This window comes from Streptomyces caatingaensis, from assembly GCF_001187435.1.
In the GTDB taxonomy this organism is placed as follows: domain Bacteria; phylum Actinomycetota; class Actinomycetes; order Streptomycetales; family Streptomycetaceae; genus Streptomyces; species Streptomyces caatingaensis.
In genome coordinates, this window is record NZ_LFXA01000002.1 from 752,882 (window position 1) to 773,762 (window position 20,881).

19 protein-coding genes are annotated in these 20,881 nt (G+C 75.6%); 8 read left to right on the forward strand and 11 right to left on the reverse strand.

Annotated elements, in window-relative coordinates:
- Positions 1–99 precede the first annotated feature (99 nt).
- Positions 100–2,451 carry a GH92 family glycosyl hydrolase gene (locus tag AC230_RS03930; protein WP_049714492.1) on the reverse strand — a complete coding sequence of 784 codons (2,352 nt, stop codon included), beginning with the start codon at positions 2,449–2,451 and terminating at the stop codon, positions 100–102.
- A 428-nt stretch (positions 2,452–2,879) separates the two neighbouring features.
- Between AC230_RS03930 and AC230_RS32875 the strand changes: the two genes are divergently transcribed.
- From AC230_RS32875 to AC230_RS03965, 7 genes are read left to right on the forward strand one after another with little or no spacing between them, the layout of a single operon-like run.
- Entirely contained in the window at positions 2,880–3,974 is a 1,095-nt protein-coding gene (locus AC230_RS32875; protein ID WP_107082043.1) for a hypothetical protein, read from the forward strand.
- Entirely contained in the window at positions 3,971–5,083 is a 1,113-nt protein-coding gene (locus AC230_RS03940) for a CbiQ family ECF transporter T component (RefSeq protein ID WP_049714493.1), read from the forward strand. The genes AC230_RS32875 and AC230_RS03940 overlap by 4 nt, the downstream gene beginning before the upstream one ends.
- On the forward strand, positions 5,080–6,702 hold the full coding sequence (locus tag AC230_RS03945) for an ABC transporter ATP-binding protein (protein WP_049714494.1): 1,623 nt from the start codon (positions 5,080–5,082) through the stop codon (positions 6,700–6,702). Before AC230_RS03940 ends, AC230_RS03945 begins: the two co-directional genes overlap by 4 nt.
- The gene (locus AC230_RS03950) at positions 6,699–7,538 is read left to right on the forward strand and encodes an ECF transporter S component family protein (protein WP_049714495.1); all 840 of its coding nucleotides are present in this window, start codon (positions 6,699–6,701) and stop codon (positions 7,536–7,538) included. Before AC230_RS03945 ends, AC230_RS03950 begins: the two co-directional genes overlap by 4 nt.
- Positions 7,535–9,043 (forward strand): prenyltransferase/squalene oxidase repeat-containing protein, encoded by a 1,509-nt coding sequence (locus tag AC230_RS03955; protein WP_157868503.1) that lies wholly within the window; start codon positions 7,535–7,537, stop codon positions 9,041–9,043. The genes AC230_RS03950 and AC230_RS03955 overlap by 4 nt, the downstream gene beginning before the upstream one ends.
- Positions 9,044–9,080: 37 nt before the next feature.
- A complete protein-coding gene (locus tag AC230_RS03960; protein WP_049714497.1) occupies positions 9,081–9,566 on the forward strand; it encodes a DUF4430 domain-containing protein in 486 nt (161 codons plus the stop codon).
- 36 nt (positions 9,567–9,602) lie between these two features.
- Positions 9,603–10,313 (forward strand): (2Fe-2S)-binding protein, encoded by a 711-nt coding sequence (locus AC230_RS03965; RefSeq protein ID WP_049714498.1) that lies wholly within the window; start codon positions 9,603–9,605, stop codon positions 10,311–10,313.
- Here AC230_RS03965 and AC230_RS03970 read toward each other — a convergent pair.
- Positions 10,306–11,799 carry a carboxylesterase/lipase family protein gene (locus tag AC230_RS03970; RefSeq protein WP_049714499.1) on the reverse strand — a complete coding sequence of 498 codons (1,494 nt, stop codon included), beginning with the start codon at positions 11,797–11,799 and terminating at the stop codon, positions 10,306–10,308. The genes AC230_RS03965 and AC230_RS03970 overlap by 8 nt on opposite strands.
- Before the next feature lie 84 nt (positions 11,800–11,883).
- On the opposite strand from AC230_RS03970, the gene AC230_RS03975 reads away from it, so the two are divergent.
- Positions 11,884–12,885, forward strand: a complete 1,002-nt coding sequence (locus tag AC230_RS03975) for an Lrp/AsnC family transcriptional regulator (protein WP_078870935.1) — start codon at positions 11,884–11,886, stop codon at positions 12,883–12,885.
- A 73-nt stretch (positions 12,886–12,958) separates the two neighbouring features.
- On the opposite strand, the gene AC230_RS03980 is transcribed toward AC230_RS03975, so the two are convergent.
- The 9 genes from AC230_RS03980 to egtA form a co-directional block, all read right to left on the reverse strand.
- Positions 12,959–13,330, reverse strand: a complete 372-nt coding sequence (locus tag AC230_RS03980) for a VOC family protein (RefSeq protein WP_049714500.1) — start codon at positions 13,328–13,330, stop codon at positions 12,959–12,961.
- A gap of 2 nt (positions 13,331–13,332) precedes the next feature.
- Positions 13,333–13,545, reverse strand: coding sequence for a dodecin (locus AC230_RS03985; RefSeq protein ID WP_049714501.1), 213 nt, complete (start codon positions 13,543–13,545; stop codon positions 13,333–13,335).
- Positions 13,546–13,636: 91 nt separating this feature from the next.
- Positions 13,637–15,232: a DUF6297 family protein gene (locus tag AC230_RS03990; RefSeq protein WP_049714502.1), complete on the reverse strand. Its 1,596-nt coding sequence runs from the start codon at positions 15,230–15,232 to the stop codon at positions 13,637–13,639.
- A complete protein-coding gene (locus AC230_RS03995; protein ID WP_049714503.1) occupies positions 15,225–15,851 on the reverse strand; it encodes an ABC transporter ATP-binding protein in 627 nt (208 codons plus the stop codon). Before AC230_RS03995 ends, AC230_RS03990 begins: the two co-directional genes overlap by 8 nt.
- A 64-nt stretch (positions 15,852–15,915) precedes the next feature.
- Positions 15,916–16,401, reverse strand: a complete 486-nt coding sequence (locus tag AC230_RS04000) for a universal stress protein (RefSeq protein ID WP_198535404.1) — start codon at positions 16,399–16,401, stop codon at positions 15,916–15,918.
- A 10-nt stretch (positions 16,402–16,411) separates the two neighbouring features.
- On the reverse strand, positions 16,412–17,383 hold the full coding sequence (egtD, locus tag AC230_RS04005) for an L-histidine N(alpha)-methyltransferase (RefSeq protein ID WP_049714504.1): 972 nt from the start codon (positions 17,381–17,383) through the stop codon (positions 16,412–16,414).
- A gap of 39 nt (positions 17,384–17,422) precedes the next feature.
- Complete coding sequence (gene egtC / locus AC230_RS04010) at positions 17,423–18,163, reverse strand: ergothioneine biosynthesis protein EgtC (protein WP_049714505.1); 741 nt, start codon at positions 18,161–18,163, stop codon at positions 17,423–17,425.
- Positions 18,163–19,503, reverse strand: coding sequence for an ergothioneine biosynthesis protein EgtB (gene egtB, locus AC230_RS04015; protein ID WP_049714506.1), 1,341 nt, complete (start codon positions 19,501–19,503; stop codon positions 18,163–18,165). The genes egtC and egtB overlap by 1 nt, the downstream gene beginning before the upstream one ends.
- The gene (gene egtA / locus AC230_RS04020) at positions 19,500–20,795 is read right to left on the reverse strand and encodes an ergothioneine biosynthesis glutamate--cysteine ligase EgtA (protein WP_049714507.1); all 1,296 of its coding nucleotides are present in this window, start codon (positions 20,793–20,795) and stop codon (positions 19,500–19,502) included. Before egtA ends, egtB begins: the two co-directional genes overlap by 4 nt.
- Positions 20,796–20,881 lie beyond the last annotated feature (86 nt).

A 20,881-nucleotide genomic window follows, 5' to 3' on the forward strand; every position in this document is an offset into this window, starting at 1 on the left:
CCCTCGTGGCCGCCGGCCCTGCGGCGGCTGCTGACGGGCCGCTCATCATGGTGTACCCGCGGCGGGGACGGAAGGCGCCGCTCCGTCCCCGCCGGGTGTTCAGCCGATGGCGGGGAGGCCCGGGAGGCCGTCCGCGCGCCCGGTGCCCCAGCGGGACGGGGAACGGCCGACGGTGAAGTCGAGCCGCGAGCCCCCGCGCAGGGCCGCCGTCGTCAGATAGGTGCGGTCCAGCCGCCGGCCGTCGAGCCGCGCCGACTGCACGTAGCGGTCGGCCGCGGAGGTGCCGGGCGCGGTGACCGTGAACCGGCCGTGCGGATACCAGTGCCGGTCCAGCCGCAGGTCCACCCGGTCGAAGACCGGTGTGCTCAGCCCCCACACGTCCGACCCCGGCCGCACGGGGAAGACGCCGATCGACGAGAGCACCATCCACGCCGACATCGTGCCGAGGTCGTCGTTGCCGGTCATGCCGTCGGGGGCGTCGGTGAAGAGGGTCAGCGCCGCGTGCACCACGTCCGTGGTCTTCCACGGGCGGCCCGTGGCGAGGTAGGTGTACGGGGCGATGAGGTCGGGCTCGTTCTGCGGGTTGTACTTGTCGGCGTTGTAGTAGTCGTACGGGCCGTGCACCCACACCTCGCGGGCGGTGCGCGCCGGGTCCTCCAGCAGCCGGTCGTACGCGAAGAAGGAGTCCAGGCGCCGGTCCGCGGCCGCCCGCCCGCCGAGCAGCTCGATCATGCCCGGCAGGTCCTGGGGCACCAGCCACTGGTACTGCCAGGCCGTCCCCTCGTGGAAGCCGGGGCTCCGCGCCGGGTCCTCGGAGCCGGTGAACGCGCCCCGCGCGTCGCGGGGCCGGAAGAAGCCGGTCTCGCGGTCGAAGATCCGCCGGTAGTTGCGGGCCCGGTCCGCGTACCGCCGGGCGTCGCGGTGGTGGCCCAGGGACTCCGCCATCTCCGCGAGGGCGCCGTCGGCCAGCGCGTACTCCAGGGTCGCCGAGGCGCCCTCCTGGAAGTCGGAGTCACCGGGCTTGTGCCGGGACAGCTCGGGGGCCAGCGGGACGTAACCGTCCTCGGCGTACCGGTCGTTGGCGTCCCGCCCGGCGTACGGGGAATCGGCCGGGGGCACGCCGTCCGCGTTCTTCCGCAGCGCCCGGTACGCCTCCTCCTCGTGGCCCTTGAGGAGGCCGTGCCGGTAGGCGTTGGTGAGGAACGGGGTGACGGGGTCACCGGTCATGATGTTCGTCTCGACCGTCCCGTACCCCCACTTGGGCAGCCAGCCGCCCTCCGCGTCGATCCGCAGCACGGACAGCGCCATGTCCCGCGACTCGCGCGGCGCGAGGAGCGCCAGCAGCTGGGCCTGGGTGCGGTAGGTGTCCCACAGGGACCAGTTCTGGTAGTACGTGAACCCCCGCGCGCGGTGCACGTGCTGGTCCCAGCCGGTGTAGCGCCCGTCCGCGTCGCTGCCCACGTTCGGCGAGAGGAAAGCGCGGTAGAGGGACGAGTAGAAGGTGCGCCGCAGCGTCCGGCTCCCGCCCTGGACGGCCACGCCCGACAGGCGCTCCTCCCAGGCGGTGCGCGCCGCGCTCGCCGTGCGGTCGAAACCGGCCTCCTCGGCACCGAGGTTGGCGCGGGCGCCGTCGGCGTCGACGTAACTGACGGCCGTCGTCGCCTCCACGCGGCGGTCGCGCGTCGTGTCGAACCGCACCCAGGCCCCGGTGCGGCCGGTGCCCCCGGCGGCCCGCGTCCCGCGGGAGACCCGCGCGCCCTCCCACGTCCCGTACGCGGTGAACGGCCGGTCGAAGCGGGTGAGGGTGTGGACGGTGTACGGGCGCGTGTCCTGGCAGAAGCCCCGCCCGGTGATGGTCGCCCGCACCGTCCGGTCGTCCACGATCTGGACCGAGCTGGAGACGGTCCTGTGCAGCGACTGCCCCGCGTTGATGAGGACGTTGGCCCGCTCGGTCGCCGGGAAGGTGTAGCGCTGGCGCCCGGTGCGGGCGGTGGCCGTCAGCTCCGCGGTGACACCGGAGGCGAGGCGCACGCGGTAGTAGCCGGGCCGGGCGGTCTCGTCGGCGTGGTCGAACGCGGCGGCGTAGCGCGCGTTGTCCGTCTCCTCCACCTCGCCGGTGGTCGGCAGGACGGGCAGGTCCCCGCCGATCCGGCAGCCGACACCGGAGAGGTGCACCGTGCTGAAGCCGCGGATGTGGTCGTGCCGGTAGTCGTAGCCCGTGCTGTGCCCGGTGTCGGGCGACAGCTGCACCATCCCGAACGGGACGGCCGCGCCGGGGAAGGTGTTGCCCTCGTTCTTCGTGCCGATGAAGGGGTTGACGAGATCGGTCGGCCGCTCGGCGGGCCGCGCGGCGGCGCTGCTCCGGGGGGCGAGCCCGGCGCCCCCGAGCACCCCCGCGAGGGCGAGCGCGGCGGCCCCCCACCGGAAGATTCCCGTCCGTCTTCGTCCCATGGTCCCTGCCTCCCGGCTGCCCGACATCGTTGTCACGGGGAGGCTGGCCCGGGGTCAACGGGGAGTCAAGGAGGCGGCGGTCGGTGGGCGTGGTGATCCGGCCGTCCGGCAGGTCGTGTTGTGGGTGTGTTCACAGGGGATTGACGGTGTTTCAGTCGGCGGCGTCGGTGTAAGGTACCGGCGTTCCGTTCGAACAGGTGACGGAGCGGCAGGAACGCGAGAGACAACCGAATCAGCGGCACTTTCCGGGGAAAGCCGGTGCGAGACCGGCGCTGACCTGCAACCGTGAGCGGACCCCGCCGAGGGGCGCGAGCCGGATCGCCCGGGGTGCCGTGAGCACTGCTTCCCACTGTCATGGTCTGCAGCGTGGAGCCCTGAGCCCCTGGTTCGTCGGCCCCGGGCTGCGGGCCCCAACGAAGGGCACCACGATGGCCGGTCGGATACGCGCGCTGGTCACGGCCCTGGCGCTGGGCGTCGCGCCGGCCGGGCTCGGCGTGGTGACCGCGGGCAACGCCGCCGCGGTCGACGGCGGGCGCGGCATGCCCGGGTTCTGTCCGGACGACAACGGCGTGACGGTCGTCGTCGACTTCCGCGAACTCGGCGGGAGCACCATCGTGCGCTGTGCGCCCGGCGGCCAGGCCACCGGCCTCAAGGCCCTCAAGAACGCCGGATTCCGGATCGCCGGGACCCTCCGCTGGGGCGAGGGCTTCATCTGCCGCATCGAGGAGAAGCCCTCGCCGCGCAGCGAGTCCTGCTCCGACACCCCGCCGGCCAGCGCCTACTGGTCCTACTGGCACGCGCCCAACAACGGGCAGTGGAAGTACAGCGAGTGGGGGGTCGCCAACCGTACGCCCCCGGCGGGGAGTTTCGAGGGGTGGTCCTTCTCGCTCAACCGGGGCGAGAACGGCGCGCCCGCCCCGCGCGTCGCGCCCCGCCGGCCGTCCGCGCCCGCGCCCGAACCCCCGCGGCCGCCCGCCCCCGGCAGCGACTCCCGCCCGCAGCCCCGGCCCGGCGACGCCCAGCAGCCGCCCGCCGGCCCGCCGCGCGGGAACGGGGGGAACGGCGGTGGCCGGAGCGGGGATACCGGGCCCGGGGATGGCCAGGAGAAGCCCGGTAACCCGGGGACGGCGGGCGGGAGTTCGCAGCCGGGCGCCGGCGCGTCCGGGGAGCCGGAGCGGCCCGGGGGCGGGACCGCCCCCTCCGGAAGCGCTCCCTCCGCCTCCGCCGCGCCCGGAAGCGGCTCCTCCGGTACGCCGTCCCCCGCGGCCGGCGCCACCGAGGAACGCACACCCGGCCCGCGCGACACCCCGACCGAGGCCGCCGACTGGACCGGCGGCGACGACAGCGGCAAGCGCGTCTCCGCCGATGCGCCCGGCACCTCCAGCGTCGGCCACAGCGGCGGCTCCGGCGGCGTCCCCACCGGCACGATCGTCGTCGCGGCGGCCGCCGCCGCCCTCGCCGCCACCGCCTCCCTCACCGCCTGGCGCCGCAAGCGCGCAGCGCGGGGAGACGGAGCGCCGTGACGGCTGTACGACCCGTCGTGCTGTCGCGCGCCCTGCACCCGGGCGCGTGGTGGCTGTGGGCCCTGGGGCTCGCCACCGCCGCCGGACGCACCTCCAACCCGCTGCTGCTCGTGCTCCTCGTCGCGGCCGCGGGCTGCGTCGTCGTCCGGCGGCGCGGTGACAACCCCTGGGCCCTGGCCTTTCCCATGTATCTCGCGCTGGGCGCCTTCATCGTCGTCTCGCGCGTGGTCTTCCGCGTCGTCTTCGGCGGCGGGCAGGGCGACCACGTCCTCTTCACCCTCCCCGAGGTCCCGCTGCCCGAATGGGCCGCGGGCGTCCGCCTGTTCGGGCCCGTCGCCGCCGAGCAGGTGCTCGGCGGCGTCTACGACGGGCTGCGGCTCGCCGCCATGGTCGTCTGCGTCGGCGCCGCCAACGCCCTCGCCAACCCCAAGCGGATGCTCAAGGCGCTGCCCGGTGCCCTCCACGAGATCGGCACCGCCGTCGTCGTCGCCCTCACCATGGCCCCCCAACTCGTCGAGAGCGTCCAGCGGGTGCGCCGCGCCCGGGCCCTGCGCGGCGGCCGGCAGCGCGGGATGCGCGCCCTGCGCGGCATCGCCGTCCCCGTCCTGGAGGACGCCCTGAACCGCTCCCTCGCGCTCGCCGCCGCCATGGCCTCGCACGGCTACGGACGCACCGGCACCGCCGCGCCCCGCGCCCGGCGGGTGACCGGCGCCCTGGTCATCGGCGGTCTCCTCGGCGTGTGCGCCGGGCTCTATGGAGTGCTCGGCTCCGACACGCCCCCCTGGCTCGGGGTGCCGCTGCTGCTCGGCGGCCTCGGCCTCGCCGTGGCCGGGTTCGTCCTCGGCGGACTCCGCGTGCGCCGCAGCACGTACCGCCCCGACCGGTGGCGAGCCGCGGAGTTCCTCGTCGCCGGCTCGGGGATCGCCACCGGCGTCCTGCTGTACGTCTCCGCCCGCGCCGACGCCGCCGTGCTCCACCCCTCGCTGTCCCCGCTCACCTGGCCCGAGGCCGCCCCGCTGCCCGTCGCCGCCATCCTCCTCGGCGCCCTGCCGGCCTGGCTCGCGCCCCCGCCGCCCGTGCCCGCCGCCGCGCGGGAGGCCGTCGCGTGATCCGCTTCGAGAACGTCACGATCGCCTACGCCGGCGCCGCCCGGCCCGCGCTGCGCGCGGTGGACCTGCGCATCCGCGAGGGCGAACTCTGCCTCGTCACCGGCCGCACCGGCATCGGCAAGTCGACCCTCCTCGGCGCCGTCAACGGCCTCGTCCCGCACTTCACCGGCGGGCACCTCGCCGGCCGGGTCACCGTCGCGGGCGTCTCCACCGCCGACGCGCCCCCGCAGGAACTCGCCCACCTCGTCGGCGTCGTCGGCCAGGACCCGCTCGCGGGGTTCGTCACCGACACCGTCGAGGAGGAACTCGCCTACGGCATGGAGCAGTTGGGCCTGGCCCCCGAGGTGATGCGCAAGCGCGTCGAGGAGACCCTCGACCTGCTCGGCATCGCCCCGCTGCGCGACCGCGCCCTGCGCACGCTCTCCGGCGGGCAGCAGCAGCGCGTCGCCATCGGCTCCGTCCTCACCCGGCAGCCGCGCGTCCTCGTCCTGGACGAGCCGACCTCCGCCCTCGACCCGGCCGCCGCCGAGGACGTCCTCGCGGCCATCACCCGGCTCGTCCACGACCTCGGCACCACCGTGCTCGTCGCCGAGCACCGCATGGAACGCGTCCTGCAGTACGCGGACCGGCTCGTCCACCTGCCCGGCGAGGGACGGGTGCTGGCCGGCGAACCGGCCGCCCTCGTCCGGGAGACGGACGTCGCCCCGCCCGTCGTCCGGCTCGGCCGGCTCGCCGGCTGGAACCCCCTGCCGCTCTCCGTCCGCGACGCCCGGCGCGCGGCGGGGCCGTTGCGCGAACGGCTCGCGGACCGCGTGCCGCCGCCGGTCCCCGGAACGGCGGGGGAGACGGTCCTGTCGGCCCGGGACGTCGTCGTCGGCTACGGCTCCGTCACCGCCGTCCGCGGCGTCTCCCTGGAGCTGGCCGCCGGGCAGGTCACCGCCCTCATGGGCCGCAACGGCTCGGGCAAGTCCTCGCTGCTGTGGGCCCTGCAGGGCTCCGGGCCGCGGCGCTCCGGGAGCGTGGACGCGGACGGCACGGACCCGGGGCGGGTGTCCTCGCGGCGCGCCCGTACGCTCGTCGGCCTCGTCCCGCAGAGCGCGGCCGACCTGCTCTACCTGGAGTCCGTGGACGCCGAATGCGCCCAGGCGGACCGGGAGTCGGGCGCCGCGCCCGGCACGGCCCGGTCCCTCCTCGACGACCTCGCGCCCGGCATCCCGGGCGGCCGCCACCCGCGCGACCTGTCCGAGGGCCAGCGCCTCGCCCTCGTCCTCGCCGTCCAACTCGCGGCGGCGCCCCGGACCGTGCTGCTGGACGAGCCGACCCGGGGCCTGGACTACCCGGCGAAGGAACGCTTCACCGCTCTGGTGCGCCGCCTCGCGCGGGAGGGCCGCGCGGTGGTCGTCGCCACGCACGACGTCGAGTTCGCCGCGCGGGCGGCGGACCGCATCCTCGTCATGGCCGACGGCGAGGTCGTCGCGGACGGCCCGACGGCGGACGTGGTCGTCTCCTCCCCGGCCTTCGCCCCGCAGGTCGCGAAGGTGCTCGCACCGCAGCGCTGGCTGACGGTCGAGCAGGTGGCGGACGAACTCGCCGCCGTCGCCGGGGAGGTGCGGGCATGAACGTCATCCGCGTCCGCTCCCGCAGCGCCCTGGTGCTGGTCCTGGCCAGTGCGGCCGGACTGGCCATGTTCTGCTGGCCGTTGCTCGGCGGGGTCCGTCCCCGCACCGGCGGCATGGCCCACACGGCCGACGCCCCGCTCGTCTTCGTCGTGGCCATGCCCGTGCTGCTCGCCGTCGTGCTCGCGGAGATGGCCTCGGGCGGCATCGACACCAAGGCGCTGGCCATGCTCGGTGTCCTGTCGGCCGTCAACGCGGGGCTGCGCCCGCTGGGCGCCGGCACGGCCGGGATCGAGACCGTCTTCTTCCTGCTCGTCCTGGCCGGACGGGTCTTCGGCCCCGGCTTCGGCTTCGTCCTGGGCGCGACGTCGCTCTTCGCGTCGGCGCTGCTGACGGCCGGGGTCGGGCCGTGGCTCCCGTTCCAGATGATCGCGTCCGCGTGGATCGGGCTGGGGGCGGGGCTGCTGCCGAAGCGGGTCACCGGGCGGGCGGAGATCGCGATGCTCGTCGCGTACGGGGTCTTTGTGGCCTACGCGTTCGGCTTCCTCATGAACATGTGGTTCTGGCCCTTCACGGCCGGGCCCGACACGCAGCTGTCCTTCCAGCCCGGGGCTCCGCTCCTGGACAACCTGCACCGTTTCGCGATGTTCACGCTCGTCACGTCCACGTTCGGCTGGGACACGGGGAGGGCTCTCACCAACGCGGTGGCGATCCTGCTCGTGGGTCCCGCCGTGCTCACCGTGCTGCGCCGGGCGGCCCGCCGGGCGGCGTTCGACGCGCCGGTCACTTTCGCCGTCCCGGCGTCACGCCGGTCTGTTTCCGAGGAGAGAACCGTATGACACAGTCCGTACGTTCGGTCAGAGGTGCCGCGGTGCCGGTGGCTCTGGTGGGGGCGGCGTTGTTGTCCACCGGGGCGGTGGGGATGGCGTTCGCGGACGACGCGTCCGTCGCATCGGCGAAGGCCGGGACGCAGCCCCGCCGTTGGGCCTCCGAGGCGGCCGCCACGTGGGCCGCGCATCAGCTGGACAGCCGCTCCAACGCCATGAGGGACTACGGGCTGACCGCCGACATCGTCATGGGACTGGCCTCCACCGGTACGGCCGGCGGGACGTCGGAGCGGGCGGTCAACTGGCTGGAGTCCAAGGCCGACGACTACATCGTCAGGGGCAAGGACCAGATCAATGCCGGAGGGACGGCGAAGCTCGCCCTGGTGGCCTCGATCGAGGGACGGAAGGACCGTGGCCCCCGGAATTTCGGCGGCCACGACCTCATAGCGCTCCTGGAGAAGTCGCTCCAGGAGAGCGGGCGCGTCAAGGGGGGCGACAGCGATCCCTCCAACCAGTTCACCCAGTCCCTCGCCGTCATGGCGATGCAGCGGGCGGGCGAAGCCACCAAGAAGCCCGTCGAGTTCAAGAAGGCCGTCGACTTCATCGTCCGCAACCGCTGCAAGGACGGCGGGTTCCCGCTCAGCCTGAAGGACAACCCCGACCCCGCGTCGTGCACGTCGCACGTGGACAGCACGGGCGTGGCCGTGCAGGCCCTCTACTCCGCTCAGCGGGGCGAGGAGGCACAAGGCGCCCTGGACTGGCTGACGAAGGTCCAGGACGAGCAGAAGAACGGGGGCTTCCCCGACAACGGCTTCGGCTCGCAAGCCGCTCCCAGCAACTCCAACTCGACCGCCCTGGCCGTCCAGGCGCTGATCGCCGGCGGACGCAACGAGGCGGCCGAGGAGGGAATCGCCTGGCTGCAGAGCGTCCAGGTCGGCTGCGCCGGTGTCAAGGCCGACCGCGGGGCCGTCGGCTGGAAGGAGGCCCGCGCGGACGGACTCGCGCTGCGTGCCACCGCGCAGGCCATCCCGGCCCTCGCACGGCAGCCGCTGTACGAGATCGACGGGCGGGCGTCCAAGCGCGGCTCCGTCCCGGTCGTGTGCGAGTCCGAGGGCACCACCTCCGGCGGTCCCGCAACCGGCAGCACGGCCACCGAGACCACCACCTCCGCCCCGGCCACCAAGTCGCCGTCGACGGACGCGACCACCGCGGACCCGTCGTCCTCCGGGACGGCGAGCCCGGGCCCGACCGAGACCGCCACCGCCACCGCCACCGTCACCGGTTCGCCGACGGCGACCTCGGACACCACCACCGGTGGAACCGGCGGTGGCTCCGGCGGCACGAGCGGGAGCGGCACCAGCTCCGGTTCCACCGGCGGCGGTTCCGCCAGTGACAGCCTCGCCCGCACCGGCGCCGGCGCCGCGTACCCCGCCGCCATCGGGGCCGGGGCCCTGCTGCTCACCGGTTCCGGGGCCGTGGTCGTCGCGCGCAAGCGCCGTACCGCACGTGCCAACTGATCCAGCGCATCACCTCGTACACGAAAGGCCGTCCCTCATGCTCACGACCCTTCCGCGCAAGACCGCCGTCGCCGCGGCCGCCCTCGGGCTCGCCCTGACCGCCGCTCCGATGGCCTCGGCCGCCGGAAAGGCGGCCGCCCCCGCGCCGATCACCGTCAACCTGACGGTCAAGGGCTCCAACGGCGTCGTCTTCAGCGGTGACATCAAGACCACCGGTCACAACGTCACCACCGCCTCCGGCGGTACCCACAAGTGCGACAGCACCAACAACAAGGCCAACCCCACGCCCGGGGCGACCCCGACCGCCGCGCTCGACGACGCCGCCAAGGTGAAGGGCTTCACCTGGGACGCCACCTGGTACGCCCAGTACGATGACTTCTTCGTCAACCGGATAGCCAAGGACACCGGGAACGACAGCTACTACTGGAACATCGCCGTCAACGGCAAGTCCACCGAGGTGGGCGGCTGCCAGTACCAGCTCAAGGCGGGCGACAAGGTGGCCTTCACCTGGACCGCCCTCTAGAACGGACAGAACGAACAGAACGAACCGGAAGCCCCCATGCGCCCGCACGAACTCGCCTCCGTCGGACCGTTCTTCGCACTGCGCACCGACGAGGAGGAACCGGCGGGCGCCGGGGGATACCTTGCGCCGGGCCGCGAGGCCGTCGGGATCCGGGTGGAGACCGTGGGGCGGCGGATGGGGACGGAGGACCGGCGGGTGGCGGCGTCGGTGGCGTTCCAGGGGATCGCGGGGCGGCTGCTGTCGATCGGGCTCGGGGCCGTCGTGCTCACCGGGGAGGTGCCCGATCTGAGGAGCGGGCGGCTGCGCTGGCAGCCGACGCTCACGGCGCCCGACGACCTGTGGCTGCCGGGGCCCGTGCCGGCCGTCCCCGCCGAGCGGCTCGCCGACGTCGTCCTCGACGGGCGGCTCGTCCCGCTGCTGGGGCTGATGCGGGACGTCGTCCCCGTGTCGCCCCGGCTCATGCGGGGCAACGCGGGGTCCGCCCTCGCGGGCGCCCTGCGCGTGCTGCACGGCTGGTGCCGGGAGCGCGGGCGGGCGGCGGACGCGGAGCGGGCGCTCGCCGTCGCCCGCGGTCTGTTCCGGCATCCGCTGCTCACCGGCACGGGGGAGCTGACGGTGACGGCAGGCGGCCCGGTCTTCGTCCGGGACACCTGCTGTCTCTACTACCGCGTGCCGGCGGGCGCCGGCATGTGCGGGGACTGCGTCCTGCGGCACCCGCCCCGCTCACGCACCCCGGGGATCAGGTGAAGCGGTGCGCCGTCCCCGCCGCCCAGCCGGGGTCGCCGCTCCGGGCGAACGACGCCCAGGCGCGCTGGACTTCCCCCGTCAGGGCGGCCGGCTGCTCGCCGTCCAGCATGGGCGCGTCCTTCCAGGCGCCCGGGGAGCCGAGCAGGAAGGGCAGTTCGATGCAGTGGCACGGGCCGTAGGGGCTGTGCCGCGGGCTCCAGTCGAAGCGGTAGCGCCAGGGGGCGGAGCCGCGGCCGGCGAGGAGCCCGGCCAGGCGGTCCTCGGAGTCCCGGAAGAGCTGCCGGGTGCACATGTCGACCGCGACCTGGGTGACGGTCCGCCCGTGCGACTGGGCGGGCGACGCGTCGCCGAACCACCGGACGGCGAGCTTGTCGAGGTCGTCCTGGGTGAGCTTGTCGACGGCCGGGTCGCCGACGACGTAAGCGGCGGCCTCGTCGCGCGTGCTGCCCAGCATGACCCGCAGGCCGGCGTCGGTGCGGGCCCCCGCGGCCCGCACCGGGTCGTCCTGGACCAGGTCCCCGTCGGCGACGGGCTGGAAGGGCGGTATCGCGTCGAGCGGCTTGGCCGTGCGGAACGCGACGGCGTCCTGGGCGCGGAGCAGGTCCGCGACCGGGGCGGTGCGCAGCCGGGCGCCGTCCGAGGGGCCCAGGCCCAGCTCCTCGAGGAGGAGGCGGCTGTTGGTCCGGGCCTCGTCGAGGGTGCCGGGCGGTTTGCCGGAGGGGACGCTCTGGAGGATCGCCCGGTGGAAGAGGCCCTTGGTGCGGGCGTCGGCCATCATCGTGAGGATCGAGTAGCCGCCCGCCGACTGGCCGGCGAGCGTCACGTTCCCCGGATCCCCGCCGAAGGCGGCGATGTTGTCGTGGATCCAGCGCAGCGCGAGGTGCTGGTCGCGCAGGCCCAGGTTCCCGTCGCTGACCCCCGCCAGCCGGAGGAAGCCCAGGACGCCGAGCCGGTAGGCGATCGTCACCACGACGACGTCGCCGGTGTCGGCGAGCGACGCGCCGTCGTACCAGGGCAGCCCCGCACCGCCCGTGGAGAAGCCGCCGCCGTGGAGGAAGACCAGCACCGGGAGCCGGCTGCCCCGCGGCGCCCACACGTTGAGCGAGAGGCAGTCCTCGGACTGCGGGACGGTGAAGTCGCCCATCACATGGGCCAGCGGAGAGGTGAGCTGGGGGGCCGCCGGGCCCGGTTCGAGGGCGTCGCGGACCCCGGTCCAGGGAGCCACGGGCCGGGGCGGGGCGAAGCGTTCGGCCGTCGCGTAGGGGATGCCGCGGAAGGCGGTGACCCGGCCCGTCGTCCGCCCGCGGAGGCGGCCCGAGGCGGTCTCGACGACCGTCCGGGCCTCCGGAACGTCCGCGGGGACGGACCGTTTTCGGACGGCCTGGGCCGGGACGAGGAGAGCGCCCGCCCCACCTGCCCCGGCCCTGAGCATGCTGCGGCGGGAGATGCCTGTGTGACGTGAGAGACGTATGTCGTCGTCGTTCATGGGCCGATCATGGCTCGGAATCGACCATTCGCCCCTCGAACTCCCGGCCGACGCCGTGAATCGACACCGGTCTAGCCTGGAGGGGTGGATTCGGTCACCCCACCACCGTTCGCCGTGGACCCGCTCGATCTGCGGATCCTGCACGCCCTGCAACTGGACGGCCGTGCCCCGTTCCGCCGCATCGCCGACGTCCTCGGCGTCTCGGACCGCACGGTGGCCCGCCGTTTCGACCGGCTGCGCGCCTCTGGGCTCGTCCGGATCACGGTCGTGCCGGACAGCAGCCGGACCGGGCAGGGGGAGTGGCTGGTGCGGGTGCGCGTGCTGCCCGACGTCGCCGACGCGGTGGCCGACGCGCTGGCGCGGCGGCCCGACACCCCCTGGGTGTGCGTGGTGTCGAGCGGTACGGAGATCGTGTGCCTCTTCCGCACGATGGACGGCGCCCCGGCGCCGCTGACCGGGCTGACGCGGCGTCAGGGCATCGTACGGGTGGACGCGCAGAGGCTGTTGCGGAACCTGACGCACCACCGCCGGACGGCCGGTGACGGCACCCCCGTGGCCCTCACCGACCTGGACCGGCGGCTGCTGCCGGCACTGGCGGCCGACGGGCGGGCCGCCTACCCCCAACTGGCCCGCGCCGTCGGCTGGTCCGAGTCCGCCGTCCGCCGACGGCTGGAGGAGCTGCGCGCGTCCGGCACGATCCGCTTCGACGTCGCGACCGATCCCCGCCTCTTCGGCTACTCGGCCCAGTGCCTGCTCTGGCTGTCCGTCACCCCCTCCCGTCTCGGCCCCGTCGCCGCGGCCCTGGCCGGCGACCCCGGTACGACCTTCGTCGGGGCGACGACCGGTCCGCACCAGTTGCTGGCCGTCATGGTGTGCCGCGACGACATCGCGCTGTACGACTACGTCCAGTGGCGGGTCGGCCTCCTGGACGGCGTCCGTTCCGTGGAAACCGCCGTGGTCACCCGCTCCACCGGGCCGTTCGGCCTGCTGCTCGGGGCGATTCCGGCGGGCCGCGGCCCCGGATCACGCGCCGATCATGGCCCGGAACCGGAGCCCTGTCGCCCCGACGCGCGTCCGACGCCGTGATCCGACACGGGAGCGCGCCCGGGGGACGGAATCGGTCATCCCCGGGCCCGCGGCCCGTCGGCGCTCCTGCCGGTCAGCGCTCCTGGAGCACCGACAGCACGTTGCCCGCCGGGTCCGTGAACCAGGCGATCAGCGGCCCCCCGCCGCGGAAGACGCCCTTCTCGTCCGGCTCCAGGCCCGGGTAGCGCTCGAACTCCACGCCCCGGCGCGACAGTTCGTCCACCGCCCGCTCGATGTCGGGCACCGGGAAGTTGAGGACGGTGAACGAGGCGGGCGTGTGGTCGGCCTTCGGGTAGAGCAGGACGGTCACGCCGCCGGCCAGGCGCAGGTGCAGCAGCCCGTGCTCCTCGGTCACCTCCAGGCCCAGCGTCCCGCCGTAGAAGCGGAGCGCCGCGGGCACGTCGTCCACCGAGAAGCTGCTGAACGCCCGGGAGCCGCGGAGCATCGCTACGCGTCCTCCAGCCGGAAGCCCACTTTCAGGCCGACCTGGACGTGGGCGATCCGGCCGTCCTCCAAGTGCCCGCGCACCTGGGTGACTTCGAACCAGTCGAGCTCCCTGAGCGTCCGCGACGCACGGGCGATCCCGTTGCGGATCGCGTCGTCCACGCTCTCGGCGGACGAGCCGACGATCTCCGTCACACGGTAGGTGTGGTTGGACATGCCCTCTCCCTCGTGCCGGGCCCCGTCCCCCCACCCTGCCCCGGCGGGGGCGGGGCCGCGCGGACGGCGTGGCGTTCGGGGGACGGGCGCCTCAGCCGCCCCGGTGGAGGCGGCGCGCCGCGCGCCGGGCCCAGGCCAGCTGGGCGGCGCCCGCCGCGGCGAGCCAGCCGGCGAGGACGGCCGGGCCGGGGCTCCTGCCGAGGAGGACGAGGGCCAGGGCGGGTGCGGTGGTGGCGAGCACGCCCAGCGGGCCGCGCAGGTACCAGCCGACGAGCTGGAACGACGCGGTGTTGCCGAAGGGGGTGTCCGTGCCGATCGCCGCGCGCGGCGGCAGCGCTCCCCGGTGCGCGCTGACGAGGGCGGCGCCGACGAGCCCCGGGACGCAGCCCACCAGCGTCCACGCCGCCGCCGTCCCGCAGAGTGCCGCGCCCGCCGCCAGACCGGCGGTCAGCAGGGCGGCCGGCACGGCCGCGTGCCACAGGGCCAGCGCGGCGCCGGAGTACGGCAGGTGGCGGCCGCGGCGCGGGTCGTCGCTGTCCAGGCGGGCGGGCTCGGCCAGTTGGGCGGCCGCCAGGTAGGCGGCGGCGAGCGCGAGGACCGCGGCGAGGACGGCCGGTCCGGTGCGGCCGGCCGGGGACGTCGCGGTGAGCGCCACGGCCGCCGCCAGCCAGCCGGCGGCCATGGCCGGGCGCCCGGGGGAGCGCAGCAGGGCGGTCGCGTCGCGCCACGGGACGACCAGGTGGCGGCTGCGGGGCATCGGCAGCCGCAGGGTGGTCAGGGGGCGGCGGGCGGTGGTGCGGGTCGCGGCGCGGGCCCGGCGGAGGTCGAGGCTGAACAGCGACGCGGTCATCCGGGCGGCGGTGGTGGCCCGTCGGCGCAGCGCCGCCGTGGGGATGCCGGGGGTCGCCCGCCACGCCGCCGTGGTCGCGGCCGCCGCGGCCGCCGCCGTCAGCGCCGCGGCGACGGGCCAGGCCGGGGCCGGGCCCCCGGCCGCCCGGACGAACGGCTGGGCGGCCCAGCCCCAGGGGCCCGACCACAGCAGGGCCCCGGCGCTGCCCGGCAGCGGGCGGCCGCGGGCCACGGCCGTCGCCGCGAGGGCGGTCCCGGCGAGGACCGCGGCGGTGGCGGCGCCGCTCAGGCGTGCCGCGGTCCGGCCTGCGGCCGGGGCCTCGCCGTGGCGCTCGACGAGGGCGCCGCAGGCCGTCGCGGTCAGCGCGGTGGCCGCGCCGGCCCAGGCGCCGGCGGCGGTGAGCGCCGGCCACGGACGCGCGGTGAGGGCGTGTGTCACCAGGCCCAGGGCCGCGCCGGCCGCCGCGCCGACGGCGGCCGCGGTGCCGGCGGCCGTCGCGAACCGGGGGAGCAGCACGCGGCGCCGGGCCAGCGGCCTGGGCAGGACCCACTGGACGGCCGGCTCGTCGAGGAGGACGGGGCCGCGCCAGCGGGCGCTGCGGACGACGGCGAGGAGCGCGGTGGCGAGGAGGGCGGGCACCGTGACGGACAACGTGTCGCGGAGCACGGGGAGTCGGACGCCGTCGTCCGTGCGCAGCGTCCGGGCCAGGGCCATCAGGCCCGGGACCCACACGGCCGCCGTCAGCGCCAGGGCGTAGAGCGTCGTGGCGACGGACCGGCGGCGGCTGCGGGTGCCCGCGCGGCGGGCGTCGTCCAGGTAGGCGAGGGCCTCAGACACCGCCGACCTCCAGGACGCGGTCCGCGACGGCGGCGGCGAGGGCGTGGTCGTGGGTCGCCATCAGGATCGCGGTGCCGTGCTTCTTGTGCGCGTCGAGCCGGCCGGCGAGTTCGTCGCGGGCCGCCGCGTCGAGGCGCTGCTCCGGTTCGTCGAGGACGAGGAGGTCGTGCGGGCGGGTGAACGCCGAGGCGAGCAGGAGCTGTTGGCCCTGGCCGGAGGAGAGGGTGGAGGGCAGGGCGTCCGCCTGGGCGGTGAGGTGGTGCTCCTCCAGGATCCTCTCGACGGTGCCGGGCGCCTCGTCGCCGAGGGCGTGGGCGAGGGCCACGAACATGAGGTGCTCACGGACCGTCAGGTCCGGGTAGAAGGCGGGCGCGTCCATGACGGTGGCGATGCGGGCGCGGGCCGCCGGGTCGTCCTCGTGGACGGGAGAGCCGTCGAAGAGCGCCTCCCCGGTGGCCGGTCTCTCACGGCCGGTGGCTATGCGGAGCAGGGAGGACTTGCCGGCACCGTTGGGGCCGGTGAGGGCGAGGCACTCACCGGGGGAGAGGGTGAGGGTGGTGGGGGCGGCGTGGGGCAGGTGGGTGGGGGTGACGGCGGAGAGATGGAGCAGGTCGGGCATGATGCCCCACTCTAGATGCGCCCCCATGGGCGGAGGCCCCGGGGCGCATCTCCCTCGCCCGTCGCTACGGCACCACCGTCACCGGCCACCGCCCCGCCTTCACCAGCCGCACCGCCACCGAGCCCACCAGCCGGTGTCCGGCGCGCTCGGAGGCGCCGACGACGACCGCGTCGGCCTTCAAGTCGTCGGCGGCGCGCACCAGCCCCGCGTACGGGTCGCCGCGGAACGTGTGGAACTCCCAGCGGATCGAGTAGACGTCCCGCAGCCGCTCCGTCGTGGCGCGGATCTCCCCGAGGAGCTCCTCCGCGACCTCCTCCGTCACGTCCGACACCGGCGCCCCGAGCGCCGCCGTGCCGGCGAGGATCGGCTGGACGTAGACGAGCGCGAGCAGCGCGTGCTGCCGGCGGGCCAGCCCCGCCGCGTAGGAGGCGGCGCGCCAGGACGACTCCGAGCCGTCCACCCCGACGACGATCACCTTGGGCCCGTCGGTGCCGCGTTCGAAGCCGGTGGGCAGACCGGCGCTCTCGGGGGTGCGCTGCTCGTCGTTCACCTCTCCAAGGCTACCCGCGCGCCCGCGGGCGGGAGAGGGAGAGGGCGAAGCGGCCGGCGGCGTCCGTCCACCACCGGGACAGCTCCAGGCCCGCCGCCGCCAGCTCCCGCCGCACGCCCTCCCGGCGGAACTTCGCGGAGATCTCGGTGCGGAGCTCCTCGCCCTTCTCGAAGGACACCTCCAGGTCGAGCGCGCGGACCTTCACGGTCACCGCGCGCCGCGCCCGCAGCCGCATCTCGATCCACTCCTGCTCCGCGTCCCAGAGGGCGACGTGGTCGAAGTCGTCGGGGTCGAAGTCGGCGCCGAGTTCGCGGTCGACGACGAGGAGGACGTTCTTGTTGAACGCGGCCGTCACACCCGCCGCGTCGTCGTAGGCGGTGACGAGGACGCGCTCGTCCTTGACCAGGTCCGTGCCGAGCAGCAGCGCGTCCCCCGGGGCGAGCCGGGCCCGCAGCCCGGCGAGGAAACCGGCGCGCTCGGCGGGCAGCAGGTTGCCGACGGTGCCGCCGAGGAAGGCCACCAGGCGCGGCCCCGGGGTGTCGGGGAGGACGAGCCCGTCCTGGAAGTCGGCGACCAGGGCGTGCACGGTGAGCCGCGGGTGCTCGGCGAGCAGCGTCGCGGCGGCACCGGCCAGGGCGCTCTCGCTGACGTCCACGGGGACGTAGGTGTCCAGTCGGTCCAGGGCCCGGATCAGGTGGCGGGTCTTGTCCGCGGAGCCCGAGCCGAGTTCGACGAGGGTGCGGGCCCCGGTCGCGCGGGCGACGGAGCCGGCCTCGCCGAGGAGGATCTCGCGCTCGGCACGGGTGGGGTAGTACTCGGGCAACCGTGTGATCTCGTCGAAGAGCCGGCTGCCCCGCGCGTCGTAGAACCACTTCGGCGGGAGCGCCTTGGGCGAACCGGTCAGCCCCTCGGCGACGTCGGCGCGCAGGGCGGCGGCCGTCGCGTCGGGCGGGAGGGTGCGGGTGAGGACGAACGGGCTCACGGAGAGGGCTCCTTGCACGGGCGAACGGCCGATGGCGGGCTACAGGGAGGAGAGGGAGAGACGGGTGCGGTCGGCGGAGAGGAGGGTGCGGTCGGGCACCTCGGCCCAGCGCGGATCGTCGTCGTACGGCTCGGACGCCACGACGACGCGTTCACCGGGACCGGTGAGGTACCAGAGGGTGTCCCCCCACGCGGTGGCGGTCACCGACGCGCCGTCCGTCAGCAGCAGGTTCAGCCGGGAACCGGGCGCGGCCTCCGCCAGGGCGACCACGGCCCCGGCCAGGGCCCGTTCGGGCGCGGCACCGGCCAGCAGCCGGTGCGCCACCAGCGCCCACACGAACGCCGCGTCGCAGCGCGCCTCCAGCCGCAGCAGCGCCCCCGGCGGCACCAGCGGAGCGAGCGGCTCCGCCGACTCCGGCCAGCCGGTCAGGGCGCCGTTGTGGCTGAACAGCCAGCGGTCCGCCGTGAACGGCGCCGCCGCGGCCTCCCCGTCGCCGCTCGGCCCGGTCGCGTCGCGCACCGCCGCCAGCAGCGCCCGGCTGCGCACCACGCGGACCAGGTCGGCGAAGGACGGGTCGGCCCACACCGGCCCGGCCCGGCGGTAGCGCGCGGGCCGCGGGTCGCCGTCCGCGTACCAGCCGATGCCGAAGCCGTCCGCGTTGACCGTGCCGTGCCGCTGCCGGCGCGGCGCCCAGGACTGGCGCACCAGCGCGTACGGCGGGTCGGCGACGGACGCGCCGAGCGGGGCGCAGGGGCCCAGCACGGCCAGGTGCCGGCACATCAGCGCGGCTCCGCGTCGCGGGCCGTGCGGAAGCCGGCGAAGATCTGCCGGCGCACCGGCAGGTCCCAGTTGCGGAAGGTGCCCCGGCAGGCGACCGGGTCCACCCCGAACGAGCCGCCGCGCAGCACCTTGTAGGAGGTGCCGAAGAACACCTCGGAGTACTCGCGGTAGGGGAAGGCGCGGAAGCCGGGGTACGGCAGGAAGTCGCTCGCCGTCCACTCCCACACGTCACCGGCCAGCTGCCGTACGCCCAGCGGCGAGGCGCCGCGCGGGTACGAGCCGACGGGCGCCGGACGCAGGTGCCGCTGGCCGAGGTTGGCGTGGTGCGGAGCGGGGTCCTCGTCGCCCCACGGGTGGCGCCGGGAGCGGCCGGAGGCGGGGTCGTGCCGGGCGGCCTTCTCCCACTCGGCCTCCGTCGGCAGCCGCCGCCCCGCCCAGGCGGCGTACGCGGCCGCCTCGTACCAGCTCACGTGCAGGACCGGCTCGTCGGGCGGCACGGGCTCCACGACGCCGAAGCGGCGCCGCACCCACTGCGTGCCCTCCCGCCGCCAGAACAGCGGCGCGGTCAGGCCGTGGCGGCGCACCTGCTCCCAGCCCGCCGGGTGCCACCAGCGCGGCTCGTCGTAGCCGCCGTCCTCCACGAAGTGCCGGTAGGCGCGGTTGCTCACCGGCAGGGTGTCGAGGAAGAAGGCGGGGACGTCGCGCACGTGGGCGGGCCGCTCGTTGTCCAGCGCCCACGGCTCGGTGCTGGTGCCCATGGTGAACGGGCCGCCCTCGACCAGCACTTCGCGCGGCAGGGCGGCGGCGTCCGGCGGGGCGGGCGGCGGGTCGGGGGCGGTCAGCGCCACCGGGCCCGTCCGCAGCTGATGGGTGATCAGCATCGTCTCGTCGTGCTGCTGTTCGTGCTGGGCGACCATCCCGAAGGCGAAGCTCGCCGCCAGCAGCGGCCCGCCGCCCTCCACCGGGGCGCTCTCCAGTACGTCCAGCACCCGCCCCCGCACGTCCGCCACGTAGCCGCGCGCCTGCTCGGGCGGCAGCAGCGGCAGCGCGCGGCGCGCGGCGCGCGGATGCTCGAACGCGTCGTACAGCGTGTCGAGTTCGGGCCGCAGCGCGGCCCGGCCGCCCACCGCGCGCCACAGCCACAGCTCCTCCTGGTTGCCGATGTGCGCCAGGTCCCACACCAGCGGCGACATCAACGGCGAGTGCTGGGCGGTCAGTTCCGCGTCCGGCACACAGCCCGTGAGCGCCGCGGTGCGCTCACGGGCCGCGAGCAGGGCCTCCGCGGCGCGCCGTCGCAGCGCGCCGGGATCCGTGCCGTACTCCTCCGCCCAGCCGGTCACGAGCGGACCCCCGAGCCCACGGGCCGCTCGGCGACGAGGTCCAGCAGGTCGTCGGCGGGACAGCGGCCCCGCGCCACGTAGCGCGCGGTGAACCCGTCCACCGCCGCCAGGATCCGCGGCGAGGCCCCCAGCCGGGGCAGGGCCTCCCGGGCCGCCGCGAAGCACGCGACGGCCGCCGCGTGCAGCTCGGGATCCGCCAGCCCGTACCGCGCCGCCCGGCGCCACAGCGCGTTGCGCGGCGTCGGCTCGCCGCCCGTCGTGTCCGCCAGCGCCTTGACCGTGCGGTACGCGGTCTCCGCCGCCGTCGGGTCGTCGAACAGCGCCACCGTCACCGCCAGCGGCACCATCCAGCCGTCGTCGCCGGGCTGCGCGTCGATCATGCGCAGCTCCAGGTGGCCGCGCGGCCGGATCGGCGGGAACAGCGTGGTCAGGTGGTAGAGCACGTCGCCCACCGTGGCCGGCCGCGGCTCGCCGGTGCGCAGCCACTCCCGCAGCGGCAGCCCCCGCCGGGGCTCCCACGGGCCTTCCTCGCGCCGGACGAACATCACCTCCGCGTCCAGCGCGTACTCCGTCCACGCGGCGCGCGGCTCCAGGTCCTCGGCGGGGGCGAGGGTGCGGCCGGGGTCCATGCGCGCGTACGTGGCCTGGCGCGTGGAGCGCCAGCCGGTCGGACGCCCCCTGTGCAGGGGCGAGTTGGCGAACGCGGCGTTGAGCACCGCGCCCAGCAGGTGTGCCAGCCGCCACCGGCGGCCGAAGCCGAGCGGACCGGGCTCCTCGTGCCCGGCGTCGAGGCAGACCTGGACGGAGGCCGTGCGGCACATGATGGTGCTCCCGGCCTCGTTCCAGGAGTTGTAGAAGACCTCCATCGCGTCGTACCGGCGGGTGACGACCACGCGGCCGGGATGGGTCCACGGCTCCTTGCCGTAGCCGGAGAGGAAGAGCCCGATGTCCCGCAACTCCGCGCGTGCGAGGGCGAGATCGGCGGCCACCTCCTCCACGCAGGCGGTGAGGGAGCCGGCGGGCCGCGAGCTGAACTCGATCTGTCCGCCGGGCTCGACGGTGACCGGTGAACGCAGCGGAAGTTTCCGCAGCCGGCCGGCGGCCGAGGCCAGCCGGGCCGGTTCGACGGGCCGGGTCGGGTCGTTCAGGTCGTGGACGAGCCACTCCAGTTCGACCCCGAGCCGCCGGGGCGGTCCCGTCTTGAAGCAGATGCCCCGCACCAGGGCCTCGGCCTCGTCGACATTGACCGTCCGGGTGGAGCCCTCGCCGTAAGCAATGCTCTCGTCGCTCACTCCGGGTGCCCTCCTGTCGGTAAGCCCCCTTGGGCTGTACCCCCAAACGGACGGCACCACTCGCCGTCACCCCCGACGGCCGCCCC